The sequence below is a fragment of the Kitasatospora sp. NPDC088351 genome, assembly GCF_040685575.1.
Classification (GTDB): domain Bacteria; phylum Actinomycetota; class Actinomycetes; order Streptomycetales; family Streptomycetaceae; genus Kitasatospora.
In genome coordinates, this window is sequence record NZ_JBFBIL010000041.1 from 27,820 (window position 1) to 47,872 (window position 20,053).

General features: G+C 72.6%; 1 protein-coding gene (cut by a window edge). It reads right to left on the reverse strand.

From position 1 onward, the window contains the following. A protein-coding gene (locus AB0P06_RS25485; protein ID WP_363611110.1) for an EndoU domain-containing protein crosses the window boundary here: on the reverse strand, nucleotides 1-20,053 show its 3' portion. It continues 15,548 nt past the right edge of the window; 20,053 of the gene's 35,601 nt are visible here — the last part of the coding sequence; its start codon lies off the right edge, out of view — the gene reads right to left on this strand; its stop codon occupies nucleotides 1-3.

Sequence of the window (20,053 nt, forward strand, 5' to 3'; positions counted from 1 at the left end):
CTACCCGTTCAGCGCCCTGAAGATGTCGTCGGCCAGCGAGGGACCGACGTCGTTCAGCAGGTTCGGTGCCACGTCCGGGCCCGGGTGCGTCGGCGCGGCACCCGGCGCCGGCGCCGGCACGGGAACCGGCTCCACCGGGGTCGCGGCCCAGGCCCTGAGGTCATCGAGCGTGACGGTGCCCCCGTCGGCGGTCCGCTCTTCGATGAATCCGATCACCCTCCGCAGCACCTCGGCCCGCAACGACGCCCGGGGCGGCCATTCGAGCAGCTCCCGCACCAGGCGGGCCGCGGCGGTCGAGGAGCCGCCGGCCAGCTCGACCAGCCGGTGGGTCGCGCGGATGTGCTTGAGACCGTCCTCGTTCGTGCTCGTGAACTTCCCGTCGTAGGCCGTCCTCCCGACCCGGAACGTCCCCAGGAGCTGGTCGATCTCGGGGTCCGTCAGCTCGCTCTGCTGCCTCGGCTTCCCGCCCTCCCGCTCCGCCCTCGGAGTCTCCAGGGCCAGGTGGATCTCACGCAGGGCCGTCGGACTCTCGACGAAACGCAGCTCACCTCGCCGCTGCTCGCCGGTGAAGGTGGCGTAGGTGTCGTCCGGCACGTCCCGCTTGACCGTTTCCGCCAGCGGAATGTCGACCGTGAACGGGACGACCCCCTTCTCGGTGACCTTTTCGCGGTTTCCGTCGAAGAACGTCACCTCGATCTCGGCGGCCCCGGCGTAGCGGGCCATCGGGGTCGGGAACTTGCCGTTCGAGATCACCTGGCCCGCGTCGCCCAGCATGCCGCCGTCGCGCCACACCCGCTGGGCTCCGCCGGTGAGACCCGGGGTGTTGGTGATGTCGCCGGGGACCTTGAGGCCGACCTGGCCCTGGAGGCCCGCCTGCTTCGCGGACAGCTCGGTCAGTACGGAGCCGAAGGAGGTCCCGTTCGACGGGCTCAGCTCGACGGCGCTGTCGTTCTCCCGGTGTCGGAGCTCGACGAGCTTCACCCGGACCTCCACGCCCTTGTCCTGGCCCAGCAGCCATCGGCCCGGTGACGCCGTGGCGATCTCCATGCCCTGGCTCGCGGTACCGAACAGCGCCGACAGGTGGCTGTGGGAGGTGATGCTGCCGACCAGGTGGCCGATCCGGCGCCACGTCCCCGTGCCGAAGTACTTCCGCCCGCGCAGCCGCACCAGGTCCTGAACGCCTCCGACGTCGCCGAGCCAGCGCAGCACGTCGGTGTCGCGCAGTCCGGTCGTCCAGACCCGGTCCGGCGGGACCGTGGCGGTGACCGGCGCGGGCGGTTCCGCCGGGAGGGTCCGCGTCGGCTTGATCCCCGTGTTGGGTGCGGCGTTCTCCCTGGACGGGGGCACCGGCCGGGTCTCACCCGACTCGACGATGGTCTCGAAGCCGATCCTCGCGGTGCGCATCATGTGCACGGAGGCCCCGAACAGAGGCCGCCGGACGATCTCGAACTGCAGCTCCGCCTCGCCCTCGAAGGCGCTTCCCGCCACCTTGGCCTTGGTGGCGGAGCCGGCCGCGGTGGTCCGGCTCAGGAGGTCCATGTGGTCCTTGCCCCAGCCGAAGTTGCCCGACAGCCCGACCGTCACCGGCACCGCCCCCGCCACCGGGATGGTGCCCGTCACCCCGGCGGTGACGTTGTGGCCCTGGCCGGCACCGAAGTTGGTGACGCCGTCGGAGCTGGCGAAGGTGCGCTGCACCTGGGTACCGGCGTTGAACTCGGTGACCCCGGACTCGCCCAGGTGGACCATCCTGTCGCGGAGCACGGCGCTGACGCGCACGGTGGTCCGCCCGTGCCGCACGACGATCTCGTCACCGGCCGTCATGGCCTTGAGCCTCGCCTGGAGCCTGCCCGGGGTGAGCTCCTCCACCAGCTTCCGCCGGATGCCGTCCCAGTCGCTCCTGAAGGGGTTGCTCCCCGACTTCGCCGACGCCGACGCCGGCTTCCGGTCCGGATGCGGCCAGGGCTTCGACTCCAGCTGGTCCAGGATCGAGTCGCCCAGCAGGTGCTTGGCCTTGGCCGTCGTCCCGCCCGTCGCCGTTTCCTTCGTCCCGCCGGTCTCCCGGACCGGGAAGACATCGCTGACGATCGCCGAGGAATCCAGCCGGCGGCCGTCCAGGAAGCCCGAGGGCTGCTTCTCGGTGGACCGCTCCGACGACGCGTGCAGGGGTTCCGCATCACGCAGCGGGACGGCCACCCTCGCGGTCGCCGTCACGTGATCGGTGTACGAGCCGTCGTGCACGTTCAGCCACTTGTACCTGACCTCGACGTCGTACTTCGCGGCGACGTCGAAGAACGCGGCCGCCTCGGTGTGCTTGCCCCGGTTCGAGACGGATCCGACGGTGTCCGTGGCATCGCCGTAGGTACGGTCCAGCCGGTAGGTGTAACCGCCGGTGACATCGACGAACTTGGACTTGAACTTGCCCAGGAATCCGCCCTGGTGGCGGTTGAGGCGGTCCCACGCATAGCCCTGGCCGCTCGACGACTGGGTGCCGGACTCGAACTCGTACTTCCCCGCCATGGAGTGGTACTTGGCGTCTCCCAGTTTGGCCGTGACCGTGATCTCGGCGCTCCACAGCCGGCCGGCGACGGTCTCGGTGATCCTGCCGCCCCGGGTGAGCTGGGAGAGCTGGGTCCTGAGCGCGACCCGGTCGAAGGTCTCACCGATCCGCCGCTTCACCTCGTCGGACGGCTCACCGTACTTCGACCGCACGGCCTCCTCGATGGTGCTGCGCACCTTGCCGGCGTCGCTCAGACCGTGGACGACGTAGGAGGCGTTCAGCTCATGGTTCTCACTCATCCTGCGCGGCGCGACGTACTTGTCGGTCTGGTCCTCGCTCCGGTGGGAGCTGCTGGTGGACGTCTCCGTGGGGTGGCCGTCGCTCCCCCGGCTGCTGCCACCCGCGCTGGAGATCGTCCCGCCGTCGCCGGCACCGGTGTCGGTCTCCTTGGGTCCCTCGAAGACGGTCACCTTGTCGGACGTCCCCTCCTTGAGGGTCTCCCGGGCATCCAGGCCCACCTCGACATGCACGGGTGCCGAGACGTCGGGCTCGTCGCCGACCTTGCCCAGATGGATGTCCACCATCAGCTCGGCGCGGTAGATGACCTGCGCGACCGGGTACTTGCCGTTGGCGTACACCCGGTCGGCGTCACGGCCGCGCCAGGCGAAGCGGTCCCGCTGCTGGGTGCCGCCGGTGAGGACGCCCTCACCGCCCAGCGCCTCCCTCGCACCGCTGCCACCGAGTTGCCCCTGGGCGGCGTAGGTGCGCGCGCGCAGCCGGCGCTCGGCGGCGAAGGCGCCGGTCTCGTTCACCGGGTTCAGCTCGGCCTTGCCGTCCTCCCGCACCAGGGTCATCTTCTCGACCTTCGCGAAGGCGGTGACCACGATGCCGTCCTTGCCGTGCAGCTTCAGTTCCAGCGGCTCGCCCCGGGTCATCGCGGTGAGCCTGGACGCCAGCTTCGGCTGGCTGAGCAGGTGCATGACCTCCTCCCTGACCGAGTTCCACCCGCCCGGGAACTTCGCCGCGCCGCTCTTGTCCACCGCCTGGCGCAGCTCGGCGGTGCCCTCCAGGTCCCGGAGGACGACGGACTCGCCCAGCCCGTGCGATCCGGCCCCGGTGGGCCAGACGCTGTCCGGAGGCCTGATGACGTCGTACGTCGGCGGCACGACGGTCTGCTGGGAGCCGCCGGCCGAATCCGACGCCGGCTCCGGCGTCTTCGTGTCCGCCTTGTCGACGAGGATCCGAACACCGGCGTCGCCCGCCGCATACCCCGTGGTCATGTCCTTGAAGGTCACCTGGAATTCGACGCTGCCGTCGTAGATCACGCCGGGCACCTTGGACTTGCTGGTGAGCTGGGACACCCGGCTCTGCCCCGAGACCTCGACGAACTCCCGCCCCAGCCGCCCCGTGGCTCCGGCGCCGGCCACGGGACCGTCCAGCTTCGGACCGAAGGTGGGCACGATCGGCAGCTGACCCGCGTGGCCACGGTTCGTCAGGCTGCTGCGCACCTGCTGGACGGTGGTTCCGATGTTGAACTCGGTCTCCTTGGTGGCGCCGACCTGATGCAGGCCGTCGACCCTGGCGGTGATCTCGGCCGCGGCGACCGTCCGGCCCGAGCGGTCGGTCAGCACGACCGTGAGCGGCTCACCCGCCGTCATGCTCTTCAAGTCCCGCTGGAGACGGGCGAAGTCGACCTCGGCCAGGATCTTCTGCCGCAGCTCGGGCCAGTGGGCGGCGGCCTTCTTCCTGGCGGCCTCCTCCTGTTCCAGCCTCCTCGTCCTCGCCTCCGCGGATTCCTGCCGGCCCTCCTCCACAGGCTTCAGCCGGGACTCCTCCAGCGGCTTCAACAGGACCTTCTCCACATGGTCCAGCAGCACCTCCACCGGCCGTCGGCCCTGGCGCTCGCCACGGGGCGAGAGGTCCAGCACGATGTCCTGGCCGCCGACCCGACCGTCCTGGAGACGCTGCGGAGGTGTCTGCTCCGGCGTGCCCGGCGCAAGCGGTTCGCGCACCGGGACGGCCACGGTCACGCCGATCTCCACCTTCTCCGTGGTGTGGCCCTGCTCGGTGCGAACCGTGGAACCCTCGTGCCGGAGCTTGCTGTAGTCGATCTCCAGGCTGATCTCCGACGTGAACACGTTGGCGGGTTCGGAGGTCTTCGAACGCGCCACCATCCCTCCGCTGTCCAGACTGACCTCACCGTGGCCGCGGTCGTGGAAGTAGCCGGCGAGCTCGGCGAGGTCACCGGAGCTGCTCGAATGCTTGGCCTGGAAGCCGAGGTTGTACTGCCAGCGCACATCACCACGCGTCCCGGTCATGACCGACCGGTCCGCGCCGTTCTCGACCTCGATCTTCTCCTGACGCAGGAACGTCGACTTCTCGACCGTGGCACGCAGCGCGATGCTCCCGCTCCAGCCGTTGCCGTCGAAGGGAGCCACCCACACCTCGCCCCGGGAGAGTGCGGAGAGCATCGGGCGCAGCGTCGCCGGACCGAAGTAGGCGTCGGCGAAGGCCCGGGCCGCCATTTCGTCGCCCGCCATGATCCGCTTGATCACGGCGACGACCTTGTTCCGCGCCGCCGCCTCGTGGTCGGTCAGGCCGATCAGGAGGTCCGTGCCCGCGATGTGCCCGCCCTTGGCGGGGCCCACCGGCACCGGCGGCTTCTCCGGCTCGGGCATCGTCGGCAACGGCTCCTCGACGATCTCGCTCTGCGCAGGAGCCCGCTGCTCGGCCGGCTCGATGGGGTTCTGGTCCGTCGGCTTGTTCTCCGGCGACAGGTCGTCCCGGCGGGAGTCGGTCTCGTCCTGCTCCTCCTGCTTCGGCTCCTTCGGCTCCTCCGACTCGTCCTGCTTCGGCTCCTCCGACTCGTCCTGCTTCGGCTCCTCCCACTCGTCCTGCTTCGGCTCCTCCGACTTGTCCTGGTTCGACTCCTTCGGCTCCTCCGGCTTCGGCTCCTCCGACGCCTCCCTCCTGAGCCCCTCCGACTCGGCGGACCGGGACTCCCGGGGGATGGAGGTGCTGGCGTCGTAGCGGCTGCCGTCGCGGTGATAGACCGACACGATCTCACCGTCCCTGGGCCCGAGCTCCGCGACGAGCTCCACCCCGCCGGCGCTCTCGCGCACCACCTGGAGCCGGATACGGAGCGCATGCGCCAGCACGGCCGGCAGCACGGCCGCCTCCGGTCCGGCCGCCGTGACCGCCCAGTCGTCGACCATGGACCTCAGCCGGTTCCGGACGAGCACGTGCCGCAGTTCCTCCCTCAGCCCCGGCCGGTGGCCGATGTCGACGAGGTTCGCGATCTCCCTCGGCATCGGGCGGTACTCGGTGTTCACCCACTCCCAAACAGACTCCCGCAGGAGCGTCGCCAGCCGGTCCGGCAGCACCTGCGTCGGCGAGTAGCCGAGGATGCGCCGGACCATCTCGGGCGCGGTGCTCGTGACCGATTCCAGAAGGCTGAGGACGTCCTCCCCACCGACCGGCAAGGGTGCCCCGACCTGTGACGGAAGCCGCTCGTCCTCGGCAAGCCTGCGCGCCTCCTGCTCCTCCGCCGCCGCCTTGTGCGCCGCCTCCTGCTCGGCAGCCTTGTGCGCGGCCTCCTGCTCCTCGGCAGCCTTGCGCACCGCCTCCTGCTCGGCAGCCTTCCGCGCTGCCGCCTCCTGCTCCTCCGCCGCCTTGCGCACCGCCGTCTCCTCCTCGGCAGCCTTGTGCGCGGCCTCCTGCTCCTCCGCCGCCTTGCGCACCGCCTCCTGCTCGGCAGCCTTCCGCGCTGCCGCCTCCTGCTCCTCCGCCGCCTTGCGCACCGCCGTCTCCTCCTCGGCAAGCCTGCGCGCCGCCGACGAATCGGACTTCTGCTGCGACGACTCCCCGCCCGAGGTTCGCTCCATGAGCACGGGCGGCTCGATCGGCTTGCTGCCGTCGTAATGCCTACCGCGCACGTCGTAGTAGACCGCGACCCGTCGACCGTCCGCCGGCCCGTAGCCGCCGAAGTCGTGGACGCCGTCGTGGTTCATCAACCGGAGACGGACACCCAGCGCATGGGCCAGTGCCGGCGGAAGCATCTCTCCCGCGTCCGACGACCATTCGCCCCGCCAGTTCCGGATGGTCCGGAGCAGTGCCGCGCGTTCGTGGGGCGATACCGGCTCGGTGGCCGCGATGACGTGCTGCGCGGCGAAGTCCACCAGTTCGTGTCGGCTCAGTCCCACATACGCGTCCCGGGATTCGGCCGGAATGCGCAGGAGCAGCTCACTGTCACTCAACGCGTCGAAGCTGCCGAGCCGCTGCCAGCGGAGGGCGGACACGACCTCGGCCGGGAATTCCGCCGCGTCCAACTGCCGGTAGTGGTCCTCGACCTGACGCCGAAGGCCCTCGATCGGGTCGGTGGATCGCGCCGTCCACCGCTCGACCAGGTCGGGTGCGCTCACGGAGACCGCCCGCAGCAGGCAGAGGCCGTCGCCCGCCACCTTCACCCGGGGCCCGGCCGGTTCGAACTCCTCCACGTCGCCGGGCCTGCGGCTCGACTGCGGGGTGCCGTCCGCCCCGCCCGGGGACATGGTGTGCTGCAGGACGGGGTGCGTGGTGGCGCCGCCCTGCGTCACGGGCCTGGCCCAGAAGTCAGTGATCAGTCCGTTCTCCTGGCGGATGAACACCCGGTGGGTCGGGAACGAGTGCCCGATGACCGGGGCCAGCACCGCGCCGGGTGTCTGGAGCCGCGTCCGGGCGAGCTGGTTCTGCGCGTTCTCCAGCACGTGGAGGGCGAGGCTTCGCCGGTTCGGCTCCGACCAGTGGTCGGGCATGCCCCGGCCCGCGTCGGCGGCGGGGTTGGGCATCGCCGCGTCCACCCTCGGGGTGTAGGTCTCCGTCATGCTGGTGACGGCCTGCGGACGGACGCCCGTCCCGGGCTCTCCCGGCGCCCGCAGCGGAGGCGGCGGCGGGGTCGTCGGAGCCAGCTGGTGCAACTGGCCGGGGTTGTTCTCCGCCAGCCAGCGGATGTACCCCGGGAGGTCGCCGTTGGCCATCGCCCGGACGTCGGGCAGCAGGATGTCGAGCGCCGACTGGAGGGCCCCGTTGCGGATCGCTGCCGCTTGCTGGGGCTCCAGCTGACGGGCCTGGTGGTCCGTCGCCGCGAGCAGGGTGACGGCGTCGTGGCCGGTGGTGCGCAGGGCCTGCGCCGGGTCCTGGACGAAGTCCAGCCTCAGGCGGACCAGCGACGGTCCGGCGCTGCGGCCGAGGTACTCGTCCACCCGGCGCTGCAGGTCGGCCCGGGCGGGGGCCGAGTCCCCGGCGCCGAGGTGGATGTTGAGCGAGAGTTCGACGCCGGCCTGGCCGCTGTCGAAGCGCACATGACGGAACGTCGCCGGCACCCCCGGGGCAAGCTGCCCCACCCAGGGGGTGGACTGTGCGACCACGTCGCCGGCGCTCCACCGCTGGTGCGGTTGAACGTCGGTCGGGCGGTGGGTGAGGTGCCGGCCGTCCAGGGTGATCCCCTCGATCCGCACGCCGCCGGCCATCCCGATCCAGCGCTCGGGCGTGACCCCGGGCGGGGTCCTCAGCTGCGCGTTCGCGTACGCGTGCGCCACCGCCTGCTCGACCTGGGCGGGCGTCCAGTTCTTGGGGTAGAGCGTGTGCGTCTGCCAGTCGGCGCGCCGGTGCCAGGACTCCGGGAACCTGGCCTCCGGGGAGTCCGGGTGGACCTTGGGGTCGAGGAACCAGACCGAGGACCGGTAGGTGCCGTTGTCGTTCACCTTCCACGGTTCGTCGACCCGGATGCCGCGGAACGTGGCGGCCACCGGGTTCTGCTGGTGGTGCACACCGTCGAGCAGGTGGCGGTTGCCGTAGCGGACGTGGTCCTCGGTCGCCTGGGTGAACGTGCTGTCCGTACGACGCCAGGGCAGGTGCGCGGGCATGTCCAGCCCGTCCTGCCAGTTCGAGGGGCGGAACGAGACGATCTCCTCGCCCCGCGCCTCGCCCTCGATCCGCACCCCGGCGTACTCGCCCAGGAAGTGGTAGCTCACCTCACCCGACCGCTCGATCCCGACGGTCCGGCGGGCACTGAGCGGGTGCTCACCGGGGCGCGGGCCGTCGAGCAGCCCGGCACCCGCCGAGGGGACGAGCGGCGGGGCGTCACCGGCCCGCCGGGCGGCGAGGTGCGCCTGCTCGGCCGCGTACACGGCCTGCTCCGTCGTCCAGTGCTTCGGGAACATCGTCCGCGTCGTCCGGCCGGGCCGGATCTCCTCGATGTCGCCCGCCAGCCGACCGCTGTGCGTCGCCCGCTCGGTGGTCGTGGCCCCCACCTGGAAGGTGCCGTTGGGGTTCAAGGACCCCGCCACCTCGGTCGGCCGCGGCCGACCCGAGCCCAGCGGCGGGTACAGGTGGCCGCCGTCACCGTTCCGGGTGCCGCGCAGCGCGGTCTCGATGACCTCGCCGCGCAGGCCGACCCGCGTCGGCAGCCCCTCGGGCGTGAAGGTCGCCTCGGGCCGGCCGAGGACCCGGTCGATGCCCGTCCCCAGCTGCCGCAGGTTGCGCGGCTGCATGACCAGGTCGGTCGCGAGGGCCGGCGCCGCCCGGTAGCGGTTGTCGTTGTCGAGGTCGAAGCGGCCGTCGGGGATCAGGATCTGGGATCCCATCATTCCGCCGTCCGTGTACTGGGCGCGGCGCCCGTTGCCGGGCTTCGCCTCGCGGTACTCGTCGGGGAGCCCGAGATGGTGGCCGAGCTCGTGCGCGAGGACGAATGCCGGAGTGCCCAGGTGCCAGGCCCGGTGGTGCTCGCGCATCGACTCGGGGTGGATCACGACGGTCTGGGCGGCCGGACCGGCGGTGTGGACGAGGCCGGCGCGGATTCGCAGCAGGTCGCCGTTGGGCAGCCGCTGGCCGAGGTTGTACGCCTGGTCGACGCCTTCCGCCAGCCGCCCCTTCATCGCCTCCAGTGCCGCACGGATTTCCGGGATCCGAAGATCCAGCCGACTGGTGTCCAGGTGGAGCCGGACCGTCAGTACCGTCTCGCGGTCCCCTCCGGGCAGGTCTCGCCGGTGGACCTCGAAGCGCTGGCCGGCGCGTTCCTCCATCCCCCGGACGAAGGCGTCCGTCGGCGGCCGCACCGTTGCCAGCGGGGCCCCCAACTGCTCATCGACGGAGACCCGTCGGGCGAGCGGCTCGCCCCAGAAGTCGGTGATCCGGCCGTTCTCGGTCCGCACGTTGATCCGGACGTCGCCGAAGCTGCCGCGGTGCACCACCGGAGCCGGGGGTCCACCGGCCGGGGCCTCGTGGGCCGGTGCGCCCTCGCTGTGCGTCACGATCCAGTGGGCGGCGTACCGCCTCGTGTCCTGCGACCACGTGGTGGGCAGGCTGCGGCCGGCGCCGTCGGCGAGGACCGGGGCGAACCGCTGCGCGATGTCCCCGGCCTCCCCGTGCACCCAGCCGCCGGCCGAAGGCTGCTGCTGCTGCGCCACGGCCAGCAGTCGCGCGCCCGGGGCCAACGGCGGTGCGCCGGCCATGAATTCGCGCACCAGGGCGTCCAGCCCGGAGGTGCCCATGGCCTCCGCGAGGTCCGGGAACAGCTCATCGAACGAGGTGATGGTCTCGTGGGCGACGTCGACCTGCGGCGCGTCCTCGGAGCCGGTGACGAAGTTGAGCCGCATCCTGACCAGACCGGTGGCGCCCGGCACCCGCGGGGCGTCGTGGAGGTGGGTGTCGACGAGCTGCTGCAGGTGCTCCCTCATGGCCTGGACCTGCGGGGCGTCCATCCCGTCGGGGTGCAGCAGCTCGATGTCGGTGACGAGCTCCACGCCCTCCTGGCCGCTGTCGAACAGCACCCGTCGGACGTCGACCCGCATGCCGTAGTCCTCACCCTGTGCTTCGTGGAACTGACCACGGTGGGCGACATGGTTCTCCGACCAGGCGGAGTGGGGAGCGTGCGGCTGGTTCAGGGTCGGGCTGTGGAAGACCACCCGGCCGTCCACGGAAATGCCCTCGATCCGCACGCCGCCCGCCTCGCCCACCCAGCGCAGGACCTCGCCTGCCCCCAGCGGCTGGAGGTGGCGGCCCAGCGGTGTCTCGACCCAGTGCAGGGTGCCGGGGGTCTCGCGATCGGCGTAGATCCTGTTGGCGAAGGCCTCCTGGACCCGCTGGTCGGTGATCTGCGCCGTCCAGTCCAGCGGGTAGTACGCCTCCTTGCCCGGCGCGTCGGCCGCGCGGCGCAGGTTCCAGGGCAGGCCCGCCTCCACCGATCCGGGCGTGACCCCCGGGACCGGCGACCAGTCGTGGACGCGCACGACACCGTTGTGGTCCACCGTGTGGTTCGGGGCCGGCCAGGCACTCGGCCGCACCGGCTCGGGCGGCGCGCCGCCCGGGGTGCGCCGGTGCCAGACCCCGCCGGCCGGCTGCCCGATCGGCGTGCGCGCCGAGCCGGCCGCGTCGGCGGACCCCGCTCCGTGGACCGAGGCGGTGTGCAGCAGCGCCGGCTCGGCGTCCCCGTCCAGGAGTATCTGGCTGTCCGGGTACACGTCCTCGTCCGTGGTGTGCACCGGCGTGTGCTCGTCCGTGGTGTGCACCGGCGTGTGCAGCGGCGCCCCGGGGCCCGCCTGGTGCCAGGCCGCGGGGTTCGGTTCGGCCCAGAAATCGGTGATGAGACCGTCCACGAAACTCACCGTCACCCGATGGCTCGGGAATTCGTGCATGACGGTCCCCACCCGGGGGAGAGCCCCGCCCTGCTGCGCGCGCCGCTGCCGGAACTCCTCCAGGACTTCGAGGGCCACGTTCCTGCGGTCCGCCTGCGACCAGTGTGCGGGCATGCCACGCCCCGCCCCCGCCGCGAGACCGGGCATGGCCTGGTCGCTCACCCGCGCGGCGACCGACGCCGCCATGTCGACCAGTTGAAGATCCGCCGGACGCCTCGCCGTCCCGGGCAGGTCCGGCGTACGCAGCGGCTGCGTCTGCGGGGGGTCGTACGTGGTCCGGCCCAGGTGCGTCGGCATCTGCCCGGCGAGGCCCCGAACGACATCGGGCAGGCTGCGGCCGGTGATGTGCGTGATGTTCATGACGTCGGGCATCAGGGCGATCAGGGCGTCACGCCGGCCCCCGCCGAGGATGGCGGCCCGGTCCTGCTCCGGCGCCCCCAGGGCCCGGCTCTCCGACTCGCCGATGAAGACCATGGGGTTCAGCGCGAGGCTGCGGGCCTGCGCGGGGTCGTCGACGAAGACCAGCCGCACCCGGGCCAACGTCGGCCCCGCAGGTTCGGTGAGGTAGTCGTTGATCCGGTTCTGCAGCCGCGTCCGCTCCTGCGGAGTGACCTCGTTGGACACGTGGACGGGGACGTCGATCGTGACGCCGGTCTGTCCGCTGGGAAAGATGAAGTGGCGGGCGGTCAGACGCCGCCCGGGGGCGAGGTCCACCGGCAGGCCTTCGGAGCGCCACAGCTGGTTGGGGCTCCACCGGCTGTGCGGCTGCGAGGTCGCCGGCCGGTGCACCAGGTGCCGGCCGTCCTGGGTGGTGATGCCTTCGATGAGCACGCCGTCGCCGAGACCCCTCCACCGCTCCGAGCCGTCGGCCAGGAGCTCCCCCGGGCCCCTCCGCTGCTGGTAGGCCTCCGCCACCGCGGCCTCGATCCGGTCGCGCGTCCACCGCTCGGGGTAGAACGTGTGGCCCTCCTCGCCGGTCTGCCGGCGTTCCCAGTTGGCGGGGAGCCGGGCCTCGACCGAGTCCGGGTGGATCCCGGGCCTGAGGTACCACACGGTGGCCCGGTAGGTGCCGTTCTCGTTCATCGCCGACCGCGTGTGCGGGTCGACCCGCACACCGTGGAACCGGGCGGCGACGGGGTTCCGGTGGTGGTGGACACCGGTGAGCTCCCGCCGGTCCCCGTAGTGCTGGAACCGGTCGGCGGCGGTGGTGAACGTGCCGGCGGAGCGGTACGGCAGGTGGGCGGCCGCGTCCAGGCCGTCCTGCCACTCGGACGGCCTGAACGAGACGATCCGGTCGCCCCGGACCTCGCCCTCGATCCGCACGCCGCCGTACTCGCCCAGCCAGTGGTACGTGCTGTCCGCCCCCCGCTCCCGCGCGCTGCTCTCCGCGGTCGCCCGACTGCGCTGGTACCCCTCCTCCCGTCGGGCCGTGAGCGGGTTCCCGCCGTCCGGCATGCCGCCGTCCGACGGCCGTTCGCCCGCCCGGAGGGCGGCGTGGTGGGCCTGCTCGGCCGCGTAGGCGGCCTGCTCCACCGTCCAGTGCCTGGGGAACATCGTCCGCGTCGTCGGAGCGGAGCGGGGCACCTCGATGTCGCCGGCCAGGGTGCTGGTCCGGACCGTCCGTTCGACGGCCTCCCCCGCCACCTCGAAGGTGCCGTTGCGGTTCAGGGAACCGGCCACCACACGCGGCTGCTCCCGGTCCCCGCTCGACGAGGGGAACAGGTGGCCGCCCCGGCCGCGCGGTCCGTCCTCGCCGTGCAGCGCGGCGCGGATGACGTCGGCTCCGAGCTTGGCCCGCTTCGGCAGCCCGTCGGCCGTGTAGCCCTGGGTGACCCCGTCGAGGGTCCGGTCGATACCCGCACCCAGCTGGCGCAGGTTGCGCGGCTGCAGGACCCCGTCGGTCATGATGCGGACCGGCCCCCCGCCGAGGTGGTCCGCGCCGATCGAAGCCCGGCCGTCGGGCTCCGTGCGCAGGGATCCCATCAGGCCCCCGTCCGGATACACGGGGCGGCGTCCACGACCGGGCCTCGCCTCGGCGTACTCGTCGGGCAGCCCGAGGTGGTGCCCGAGCTCGTGGGCGAGCGTCGTCGCGTCGGTGCCCAGGTGCCACTGCTGATGGTGCTCACGCCCGTCCCTGGCAGTGATCGCCACGGTCCGGGCGGCCGGACCGGGGGTTTCGAGGAGTTGGGCCCGGACCCTCAGCAGATCGCCGTTGGGCAGCCGCTGACCGAGGTTGTAGGTCCGATCGACGCCCTCCGCCATCCGGGCCCTGAGCTCGTCCAGCGCCTGCCGGATTCCGGGATCCCTCAGGTCGAGGCCGCGGGTGTCCAGGTGGAGCCGGACCGTCACCACACTCTCGTGGTCCCCTCCCGGCAGGTCGCGCCGGTGCACCTCGAACCCCTGGGCATCGCGCGCCTCCAGTCCTCGGACGAACTCCCACTCCGGCGGTCCCACGGTGGTGAGGGGCCGCCCCAGGTCCTCCGTGACGGAGACGTTGCGGTGGTGTGCCTCGCCCCAGAAGTCGGTGATCAGACCGTTCTCGGTCCGGACGTTGATCCGGAGGCCGCCGAAGGAACCGCGGTGAACCATCGGGACCGCCGCCCCGCCGACGGCGTCGGCGAGGGGCGTGCCCGCGTTGTTCGTCCGGACCACGTGCGCGGCATACCGCCGCGCGTCCGCCGGCCAGTCCTGCGGCAGACGCCGGCCGGCGTCGGTGGCGAGGCCGGACGCGAACGACGACGCGACGTCCTCCGCCCGGCCGTGGACCCAGCCGTCGCCCGGCCCGGTCCCGGTGCCGTCGTGCGGCGACGGGACCGACACGGCGTGCAGCCGGGCCCCCGGGTCCAGCGGCGGCATCCCGTCGACGAGCTGGTCCAGCAGACCGTGCAGCCCGGCCTGCTCGACCTCCATGGCCAACGCGGGCGCCAGCTCGTCGAAGCCGGTCACGGTGTCTTCCCGCATGTCGATGCGCGGGCGGCCCTCCGACACGTCGTCGAACTCCAGCCGGAGCCGGACCGGCGGGGCACCGGGCGACCGGAGCGCGGCGTCCTGGACGTAGGCGTCGGCGAGCCCCTGCAGGTGCTCCATCATCGCCTGGGCCTCAGGGTGTTCGAGGCCTCCGGGGTGCTGCAGCTCGAACTCGGCGGTGACCTCCAGGCCTTCCTGGCCGCTGTCGAACAGCACCCGCCGGACGGCCAGCGGTGGTCCGAGGGCCACGGCGACCGGCACGTGGGCGTCGCCGACGTGGGCCACGTGGTCCTCACCGGGCCAGCCGGCATGCGGCGCGTGCGGCTGGTGCAGGGTCGGGCTGTGCAGGACGATCCGGCCGTCGACGGCGATGCCCTCGATCCGCACACCGCCCGCCTCACCGACCCAGTACTGGGCAGTGCCGTTGGGCAGCTGCTCAAGGCGTCGGCCCTGCGGCCCCTCCACCCAGTGCAGGGAGTCCGCCGGCATGTTCTCCGTCCGGAACCTGTTGACGAACGCCTCGACGGCATGCTGCGCGGTGGTCTGCGCCGTCCAGTCCCGCGGGTAGTACGCCCCCCTGCCCGCGGCCTGCGCCGGCCGGCGCAGGTTCTGCGGGAGGGCCGCCTCCGGCGACCCCGGGGCGACTCCGTCGACCGGCGACCAGTCGTACACCCGCACGACACCGTTGTGGTCCGTGCTGTGGCTGTCGGCCGGCCAGGCGGAGGGGCGCACCGGTTCGGTCGGCGTCCCGTCGAGGTTCGTCGCGGGGTGCCAGACCCCGCCGGCGGGGGGAACGGTGCGGGCCCGGGCCGGGCCGCCGGCGCCGGCGGGATTGCCGACCGACAGGGTGTCCGGCCCCACGGCCCCGACGATGCCGCTGTGCAGCGGGCCGCCGTCCGTGGTGCCCGGTGCGAAGTGCTGCGGGAGGTCCCCCGGGCCCCCCGTCAGCAGACTCGCCAGACCGTCCACCATCCCGGCCATGTGCTCGTCGTACACGCCCCCCGGCGGCGACGCCTCCGGACCGTCCCCCGCCAGCAGACTCGCCAGACCGTCCACCATCCCGCCCATGTGCTCGTCGTACACGCCCCCCGGCGGCGACGCCTCCGGACCGTCCTCCGCCGGCGGGTTCCCGGGCCCGACCTCCTCCGGATCGGGGTGTATGACCAGGGGTTCGACCGTCCCGGGCAGACCGGGCGCGCGAAGTGGCGCCGCCTCGACCGCCTGAGGGGCGCGCGGGAGCGGTACAAGGGCCCCCACAGGATGCTGCCCGGCCAGCGAGTGGATGTACTCCCCGAGGAACTGCCCCTGATGCTCCGAGAGGACATAGACGTCCGACGTCAGGGCGTAGATGAGGCCACGAGCATCGTTCCGGCTCGCGTTCGGGCTCTCCAGGCGTCCGAGCCAGGACACCACATCCCCGGCATTCCCCCCACGACTGTGCGCGGCCGCCGGGTCGTCGGTGAAGGCCAGCCGAAGCCGCGCCAGGTCACCTCCCTGGCCGAGGTACCTGTCCACCTGGTACTGCAGCCTGGCCTGGAGCCCGGCTGGGTCGGTCGCCACCTCGTCCGGACTCAGGTGGACCGGAACGGTCAGCTCGGTCCCCGTCTGGTCGCCGGCGAACTGGACTGCGCGCAGCCTCCCTTGGCGGCCCGGCGCGAGCGAGACGGTGTTCTGGGGCGACTCCGCGACGATGGTGGAGTCGTTCCACAACCGGTGCGGTTGGTCGAGGGTCGGGCGGTGGGTGAGGTGCCGGCCGTCCAGGGTGATCCCCTCGATCCGGACGCCGAGTGCCGTGCCGATCCAGTGCTCGGGCCCGGCACCGGGCGGGCTCTGCTGACGACGGTTCGCGTACGCCTCCGAGACCGCGTGCTCGACCGTGGAGGGCGTCCAGTTCCTGGGGTAGAACGTGTGGGCCTGCCAGTCGTCCCGCCGGCGCCAGGAGTCCGGGTGCCTGGCCTCGGGGGAGTCCGGGTTGATGCCCGGCTTGAGGAACCACACCCCGGCCCGGTAGGTGCCGTTGTCGTTCCTCATCCACGGCTCGTTGACCCGAATGCCGAAGAACTCGCCGGACTCCGCCGTCGGCTGGTGGTGCACACCGTCGAGCGTGTGGCGGTTGCCGTAGCGGACGTGGTCCTCGGTCGCCTGGCCGAACGCGCCCTCGGTGGAACGCCAGGGCAGGTGCGCGGGCTTGTCCAGCCCGTCCTGCCAGGTCGAGGGACGGAACGAGACGATCTGCTCGCCCCGCACCTCGCCCTCGATCCGCACGCCGGCGTACTCACCCAGGAAGTGGTAGGTCAGCTCGCCCGAGCGCTCGATGCCCACCGTCCGGCGGGCACTGAGCGGGTGCTCACCGGGGCGCGGGCCGTCGAGCAGCCCGGCACCCGCCGAGGGGACGAGCGGCGGGACGTCGCCCGCCCGGCGGGCGGCGAGGTGCGCCTGCTCGGCCGCGTACACGGCCTGCTCCGTCGTCCAGTGCTTCGGGAACATCGTCCGGGTCGTCCGGCCGGGGCCGGGCACCTCGATGTCGCCCGCCTGCCGACCGCTGTGCGTCGCCCGCTCGGCGGTCGTGCTCTCCACCTGGAAGGTCCCGTTGCGGTTCAGCGACCCGGCCACCTCGGCCTGCCGTGGCCGCCCCGAGCCCGGCAGCGGATACAGGTGGCCGCCCTCACCGTTCCGGGTGCCGCGCAGCGCGGTCTCGATGACCTCGCCGCGCAGGCCGACCCGCGTCGGCAGCCCGTCGGCCGTGAAACCCGCCTCGGGCCGGCCGAGGACCCGGTCGATCCCCGTACCCAGCTGCCGCAGATTGCGCGGCTGAAGGACCTGGTCGGCCGCGCGGCGCTCCGGCCACCCGTAGGGGTTGTCGCTCTCGACGTCGAAGCGGCCGCCGCGGATCACGGTCTGGCCTCCCATCAGACCGCCGTCCGGGTACACCGCGCGGTGGCCCCAGCCGGGCTTCGCCTCGCGGTACTCGTCGGGGAGCCCGAGGTGGTGGCCGAGTTCGTGCGCGAGGACGTACGACTCAAGGCCCAGGTGCCACGCCACGTGGTGCGCGCGCCCCGGCTCGGGGTTGATCACGATGGTCTGGGCACGCGGCCCGGCCGTGTCGAGGAACTCGACCCGGATCCGCAACTGGTCGCCGTTGGGCAGCCGCTGGCCGAGGTTGTACGCCCGGTCGACGCCCTCCGCGGCCCGCCCCTTCATCGCGTCCAGCGCCTTGCGGACCTCCGGGTTCCGCAGATCCAGGGGGCTGGTGTCCAGGTGGAGCCGCATCGTCAGCACGGTCTCGCGGTCACCGTCGGGCAGGTCGACCCGATGGACCTCGAACCGCTGCCCGTGGCGGGTCTGCATCCCCCGGACGAACTCGACCTCCGGCGGCCCCACCGTTGTCAGACGGTTCCCCAGGTCCTCGGCGGCGGAGACCCGTCGTGCGAGTGGCTCGCCCCAGAAGTCGGTGATCAGACCGTCCCTGACCAGCACGTTGAGCCGGACACCACCGAAGGTGCCGCGGTGGACCATCGCGACCGGGGTGTCGGCGGCCGGGGTCGCATGGCCAGGAGTGCCCTCGACCGGTACCTCGTAGCCCCGCTCACCCCTGGCCGGCATCGCGTGGTCCGGCAGGCCCTCGCTGTGCGTCATGACCCAGTGGGCGGCGTACTCCCTGGTCTCCGGTGCCCAGTCCTCGGGCAGGCCGCGTCGCGTCGCGGCGTCGACTCCGGGGTGGAACCGGCCGCCGATGTCGTGCGCCGGGGCCGGGATCCACGCCCCGGGCGGGAGTTCCGGTGCGTCGGTCCGCAAGTCCGCCCGAAGTCCGTCGAGGTCACCGATCGTCCTGTCCCACAGGGACGGCACGATCTCCTCCAAAGTCCTCGGACCCCGGCCGCCTCCGACGACGACATCGGCATCGCCGTCGCCGGGCACGTCGAGGAACTCCAGCCGCAGCCGGAACAGCGTGTCCCCGCGGTTCCCGGCCATGGCGACCAGGTGGTCGGCCTGCTCCTGCAGTTGGCGCTTCACCGCGTCAACGGCAGCCGCGTCCGTCCCGGCGTCCTGCGCCAGTCGGATCCGGGGGGACACCTCCAGACCCTCCCGACCGTTCTCGAACAGCACCCGCCGAGCGCGCAGCGGCACCTCGAACATGCCGTCGGCCACGGGCCCGGACGCGCCCTCCCGAACCACGCGGTCCGCGGGCCACGCCCCGGACCACTGGTCGGCCGCCGGGCTGTGGACGACCACCCGGTCGTCCACCGCGACGCCCTCGATCCGTACCCCGTCGACCTCGCCCACCCAGTGCACGGCCCGGCCCTGGGGAAGCTCGGCGGGCACCGGACCCTCCGGGCCGTCGGCCCAGTACAGCGCGCGGTCCGGCAGGCGGTCTTCACGGGAACGGTTCCCGAAGGCCTCCTGAACCCGCTGTTCGGTGCTCTGCGCCGTCCAGTCCCGCGGATAGTACGTGCCCTTGCTCGGCGCGTCCTCGGCCCGGCGGAGATTGGACGGCAGGCCCGCCTCGGCCGATCCCGGCTCGACCCCCGGGACCGGCGACCACTCGTGAACGCGCACCACGCCGTTGCGGTCGGTCGTGTGCCCGCCGGCCGGCCAGGCGTCCGGCCGTACCAGGTCCGGAGCGCCCATCACGTGCCAGGACCCACCGGCCTTCGGGACGAACGGCCGCACCGCGACACCGGGCGGCGGCTCAACGGCCTTCCCGTCGATCCCGGTCTCCGGGCGGACGTCGATGATCAGCCAGTCGTCCATCCGGCGCACGTACGTCATGGCGACGTTCTCGAACGTCACCCGGCCGGTCACCCGGTCCGGGTCGCCCGGGAGCACCCGTTCGGGTTCCGTCGTCCCCTTCGTCACCGCGTACATGGCGTCGTGGGCCGTCCAACCGCCCGGCAGATGCCCCTCGCGCGAGACGAACTCAGGGGCGAACGCCGGCTCGATCAGGCTCATTTCCTGCGGCGTCACCTGGGTCTGGACCTGCGGCCGCCGACTGGTCCCGGGCTCGATCAGATCCGACATCCGCACCTGGGGCTCGGGCAGCCACCGCGTGCTCGGCGCCCTGGCCGCCAGCTCGGCGAGGTCCCCGTCGGCCAGGCCGGTGAAGTCCGGAAGCAAGGTCGTCAGATCGACGTCGGCCTCATGGTTCTCCGGCGTGATCCGGGTGTCGGAGTGCGCACCCTCCGGTGACCCGACAAGTCGGACGGTGATCCGGGTCAGGCTGAAGCCCGGCACCCCGTGGTTCTCGGCGTAGGCGTTCGCGGCGAGCTGCACCCGCCGCACGTAGGCCGACTGTTCGCCCGCATCGAGTCCGTCGAACCGCAGCCGGACCGGAACGACGAACTCGACGCCGAACTCGGCGTTGTTGAAGCGGACCCGCTGCACGGCGACCTCGCGGTCGTTGTCCGCTCCGATCCCCTCCACGTGCCGCGGCGTGCGCGCCTCCACGGCATCCCGGTCCCAACTGCCCTGCTCGTACTGCAGACCGGCCGGGCGATGGACGACGTGCTGCCCGTTCCTGGTGACGCCCTCGATCCGGACGCCCTCTGCGGTACCGACCCAGTAGGTGCTCCCGTCGGCGCGCACGAAGCTGTGCTCCGGCGTCTCGGCAGCACGCTCCACCGCGGCGAGAAGCCGCTCGGACGTCCAGTGCTTCGGGTAGAACGTGTGCGCTTCCCCGTCCGCCCGGCTCTGCCAGCGGGTCGGGAACCGGGACGCCGGCGAGGACGGGGAGATCACGGGATCCAGGAACCAGACCCTCCCCTGGTAGGTGCCGTTGGGGTGCCGGCCACCGTGTACCGGCGGATCGACCCGGAGACCGTGCTTCTCGGCGACCCCGGCCTCCGGCGGGTGGTGGGCGCCCGTGAAGGTCTGCCGGTCGCCGTAGCGGACGACGTCCGACACCCGCTGCCCGAACAAC